At 67.4% G+C, this 4213-nt stretch carries 5 protein-coding genes; 1 reads left to right on the forward strand and 4 read right to left on the reverse strand.

Going from position 1 to position 4213, the window contains the following annotated elements; translation table 11 throughout:
* Positions 1–529: 529 nt before the first annotated feature.
* Positions 530–1105 carry a uridine kinase gene (locus Q7T09_RS08935; protein ID WP_304699255.1) on the forward strand — a complete coding sequence of 192 codons (576 nt, stop codon included), beginning with the start codon at positions 530–532 and terminating at the stop codon, positions 1103–1105.
* 152 nt (positions 1106–1257) lie between these two features.
* Here the strand turns inward: Q7T09_RS08935 and Q7T09_RS08940 are convergent, their stop codons facing one another.
* The 4 genes from Q7T09_RS08940 to Q7T09_RS08955 form a co-directional block, all read right to left on the reverse strand.
* On the reverse strand, positions 1258–1833 hold the full coding sequence (locus tag Q7T09_RS08940; RefSeq protein WP_304699256.1) for a DUF899 family protein: 576 nt from the start codon (positions 1831–1833) through the stop codon (positions 1258–1260).
* Positions 1830–2147, reverse strand: a complete 318-nt coding sequence (locus Q7T09_RS08945; RefSeq protein WP_304699257.1) for a helix-turn-helix transcriptional regulator — start codon at positions 2145–2147, stop codon at positions 1830–1832. Before Q7T09_RS08945 ends, Q7T09_RS08940 begins: the two co-directional genes overlap by 4 nt.
* Before the next feature lie 248 nt (positions 2148–2395).
* The gene (locus Q7T09_RS08950; protein ID WP_304699258.1) at positions 2396–3169 is read right to left on the reverse strand and encodes an SDR family NAD(P)-dependent oxidoreductase; all 774 of its coding nucleotides are present in this window, start codon (positions 3167–3169) and stop codon (positions 2396–2398) included.
* Positions 3170–3421: 252 nt separating this feature from the next.
* Positions 3422–4204, reverse strand: coding sequence for an SDR family NAD(P)-dependent oxidoreductase (locus tag Q7T09_RS08955; RefSeq protein WP_304699259.1), 783 nt, complete (start codon positions 4202–4204; stop codon positions 3422–3424).
* Positions 4205–4213: the final 9 nt, after the last annotated feature.

Here is a 4213-nt window from a genome sequence, read left to right on the forward strand (position 1 = left end):
TCGCCGTCGATCTCGTAGGCCCTGGCGCCACAGAGGCAGCTGCCTGTTCGAACGGTCATCGCGCCCTCCCGACGGATCGCCGCCGCAGGTGCGGCAGGTCGGCGCGCATCGGAGCGTGAGGCGCGGGAAGTTGCAAGGTTCTCTATCTCGCCGACTTTGGTTATGCGCTTGGGTCGGGGTTCGATCTCTCAGCGGAAGAGCGCGCGTTCCTGGCCGCCCACGCCGACTATGACAGCGCGTATGCCCGCTGGGCCTATGCCCGGTGGCTGGAGGCGGCGAAGCGGCGCCCCCCTGCCGTGCGGCCGATCCTCGCCCGCGAGGCGCCGGTGGCGGCGATCATGGACGCTTTCCTGCACGCCTTGCCTGGGACGAAGGAGGCGCCGGCGTCGGGATATCCGGCTCAGGCGGTGGGGGCGGCGCTGGCGGGCTTGGGGGTGGCGTTAGGTGAGCGGCGGCTCACCGTCTGAGAGCATTGAACGGCAGCTAACCACCCGTTGCCGAAGTTCAGAATGTCTGCTCAGCATGGCCGATGCGGCTGAACTTCGATGAGATCGTTGAGACGGTTGCGTCCAAACCTAAGCCGCTCCTGGTGGCACTCGATGGCCTACCACTAGCTGGCAAGTCGACGCTGGCTGAGCGGCTAGTCCGGGAACTCGGCGCGGAGTGCCTCTGGCTCGATGATTTCGTGAAGCCAGAAGGGGAGTGGCCCTCGAGGAACACGCCTTCATTCCCCTTCGACTATGTCCGCTATGATGCGTTCATGGCAGCCATACATGCGTTGGCGCGCTTTGGCCGCTGTTCCTACCACCCTTACGATTGGAGCACCGGCTCCGTGTCCAGCGAGCTCAAGGTAGTGTCGGCCGAACGCCTTGCGGTGGTGGAGGGCGTTTCGGCCCTGCACCCCGATCTGGCGCCTCTCTACGATCTGAGAGTGTGGGTCGAGAGTGACCCGGAGACTACGCTCTCGGCGGCGTTCGAAAGAGGTGTCGGTGCATGGGCGCGCGAGTGGGAGATGATGTTCCTGCCAAGCGCTATGCTCTATCTGCAGAGCGACCCCAAGACGCGAGCGGACGTGATCGCCGCCGGAAGAGGATCAGCCGGGTAAGCTCGGGGTCTGCTCCCCACCCTTCACAGACGATTGGAAGGTCTGCTGTCGGCCCGGCAGGGTCATGTCTGCTCTGGGCGACAGGCTGATCGACTGCCCACGACCATGTCAGACCTTCGGCACGTCAGCTTCCGGGCTCGCGGGGCTCAATCCTAGCTAAACTTCGGGGTGAACTCAGCGTCGCCGCCCGGGATCATCTCCATCAGGTGGTAGTAGACGCAGAAGTCGTCCATCGGACCTAGCTCGGTGTCTGACAAACGCAGGATGCGGTCGCCTTCCTTTCGAAAGGCGGACACACCCGGCTGGTAGCCGCCATGACTCGCGTCGGCTCGGCGATAGCCCATGTCGAGCGCGAAGTTTGTTCCCGCGTGGCTGACCATCGGAAAGCGCCAGCCGCGCCCTTTGGCGAATTCCCTTTGCACCTCCACCGGGTCGGGGCTCGAGACGACGAAGGCGGCTCGACTGGCGAGATGGTCGTAGACGCCGTTGAAACCATCCGCCCACATGGTGCAACTGGAGCAACCGCGGCCCATGTTGTGGATCAGGATGAGGTCGGGCTTGTCGCCAAACAGCTGCGAGAGGCGCACCGGGCCCTCCCAGCCGCAGAGTTCGTAGTCCTCAACGGCCTGCGGCTCGACGTCGACCTGGATGGCGCGCATCTCTTCGCGGATGCTGGCGATCTGGGCGCGTTTGGCTTCCAGGGCTGACTTCGTCTCGACGTAGTTCATGACGTCTCCCTTTCGATGCGGTCGAGGTGCTGGACGAGGGTCTCGAATTGGGCTTGCCAATATTTGGCATAGCGATTCAGCCACAAGGCGGCGCCCTCCAGCGGCTCGGCATCGAGGGAGCAACGGCTGATCCGGCCCGAACGGGCTTGGCTGATCAGGCCCGCGCGGACCAGCACCTGGATATGGCGCGAGACCGCCTGCAGCGAGATGTCAAAGGGAACCGCCAGTTCGGAAACCAGCAGAGCCTCGCCGTCCAGCCGCTCCAATATGCGCCGGCGCACAGGGTCGGAGAGGGCGAAAAAGATCGCGTCCAACGCGTCTTCGGGGCCAACTAGGGCGTGCACGTCTGCGTTCATACGCGCAATTAATCAATATCCCTGTTGATAATCAATCTTTGAGTTGATGGTTTCTGAAGGTGCTCACAGCGGAGTCGCCCGCTGGCCCGTAGACACAAGGTGATCCGCACCTCCCCTTGGTCGGCTAACCACCCCTTGGCGACACGATCCGCTTGCGGCGGGCGCCGGCAGGCGGGTGTTGGGGTCGGCTTGCGGGCGGCGGCCCCCTACCGCGTCTGCCCCCCGTCCACCGGCACCACCGCGCCGGTGACGAAGCTGGCCAGCGGGCTCATCAGGAAGGCGGCGACGGCGCCGATCTCGGCGGGGGTTCCGAAGCGCTGCAGGGGCACCTCGCGGTCGATCCAGCGTTTCCAGGCCGCCGCGCGGGGGCCGTTGGCGCGGTTTTCCCAGTCGCCGCCGGGGAAGACGATGTTGCCCGGCGCGATGGCGTTGACCCGCACGCCGCTGGCGCCGGCGATGCGGGCCAGCTCCTTGGTCAGGTGGTTCATGGCCGCCTTGGAGGTCCCGTAGGTGAGCGGGGTGCCCAGCGCGCCCAGGCCGGCGATGGAGCTGATCAGCAGGATCGACCCCTCGCCGCGCGGCGTCATCCGCCGCAGGGCCGCCCGCGAGAGCCGCCAGGCGGAGTCCAGGTTCTGGCTGAAGCCCGCGTCCCAGGTCTCGTCGTCAACCTCGAAGCCGGGGGGACAGGGGTGGAGGCCGACATTGGCCACGGCGCCGAAGATCGGGCCGAACTCGTCCTCGGCGCGGGCCACGGCGGCCTCGATCACCGCGGTGTCGCGCATGTCGCCACAGATGGCGATCAGGCGGTCCTGGCCGTGGATCGCGGCCAGGCGGGCGCGGGTCGCCTCCAGCTCGTCGGCCCCACGGGCGGTGATCACCAGCCGGGCGCCGTCGGCCAGGCAGGCCTCGACGATGCCCAGGCCGATGCCGCGGCTGCCGCCGGCGATGAAGATGACCTTGCCGTCCAGTCCGAGATTCATGTCGCGGGGTTCCTTGTTGTTGGCCGGTTCGATGTCGTAGCAGCCCGCCTCAGCGCAGGGGTATCGTATATGCGCACGCCCCCAGATGCTCCCCCGCTGGGGGAGCTGTCGGCCCGGAGGGCCGGCTGAGGGGGACTTTGACTCTTGTTTGCCACGCCCCGCCAGCCGCCCCCTCCGTCACGCGCATATCTGCGCGCGCCACCTCCCCCAGACCGCGCTGCGCGCTGGGGGAGGATCTAGGTAGCCCCCGCCTCAGCGCGGGGCCATGCGGATGGCGCCGTCGAGGCGGACGTCCTCGCCGTTGAAATAGCCGTTGGTGATCATGGTCTCGGCGAGCTGGGCGTATTCCTCCGGCTGTCCCAGGCGCTTGGGGAACGGGACCTGGGCGGCGAGGCCGGCCTTCACCGCCTCGCTGGCGCGCTGCAGCAGCGGGGTGTCGAAGATGCCGGGCAGGATGGTGTTGACCCGGATCGCCTCGCTGGCGAGGTCGCGGGCGATGGTGAGCGTCATGCCGACGATGCCGGCCTTGGACGCGGTATAGGCCGCCTGGCCGATCTGGCCATCCTCGGCGGCGACCGACGCGGTGTTGACGATGGCGCCGCGGTCGCCGTCGGGCAGGACGTCGAGGGTCAGCATGCCGGCCGCCGACTTGGTGATGCAGCGGAAGGTCCCGATCAGGTTGATCTGGACGATGCGCTCGAAGTTCTCCAGCGGATACTCCTTGATCGCCCCGGTCTCGCGGTCGCGGGAGACGGTCTTCACCGAGCCGCCGACGCCGGCGCAGTTCACCAGGATGCGCTCCTGGCCGATGGCGGCGCGCGCCTTGGCGAAGGCTGCGTCCACCTCCTCGCTGGAGGTGACGTTGACCTTGCAGAAGACGCCACCGAGCTCCTGGGCGAGCGCCTCGCCGAGCTCCTCATTGAGGTCGAAGAGGGCCACCTTGACCCCGTGGGCGGCCAGGCGCCGCGCGGTGGCCGCGCCGAGGCCCGAGGCGCCGCCGGTGATGACGGCGGAAATGCTGGAGTCGAGTTTCATGGGGTGGGC

The sequence above is a fragment of the Phenylobacterium sp. genome (assembly GCF_030645195.1).
Lineage (GTDB): Bacteria > Pseudomonadota > Alphaproteobacteria > Caulobacterales > Caulobacteraceae > Phenylobacterium.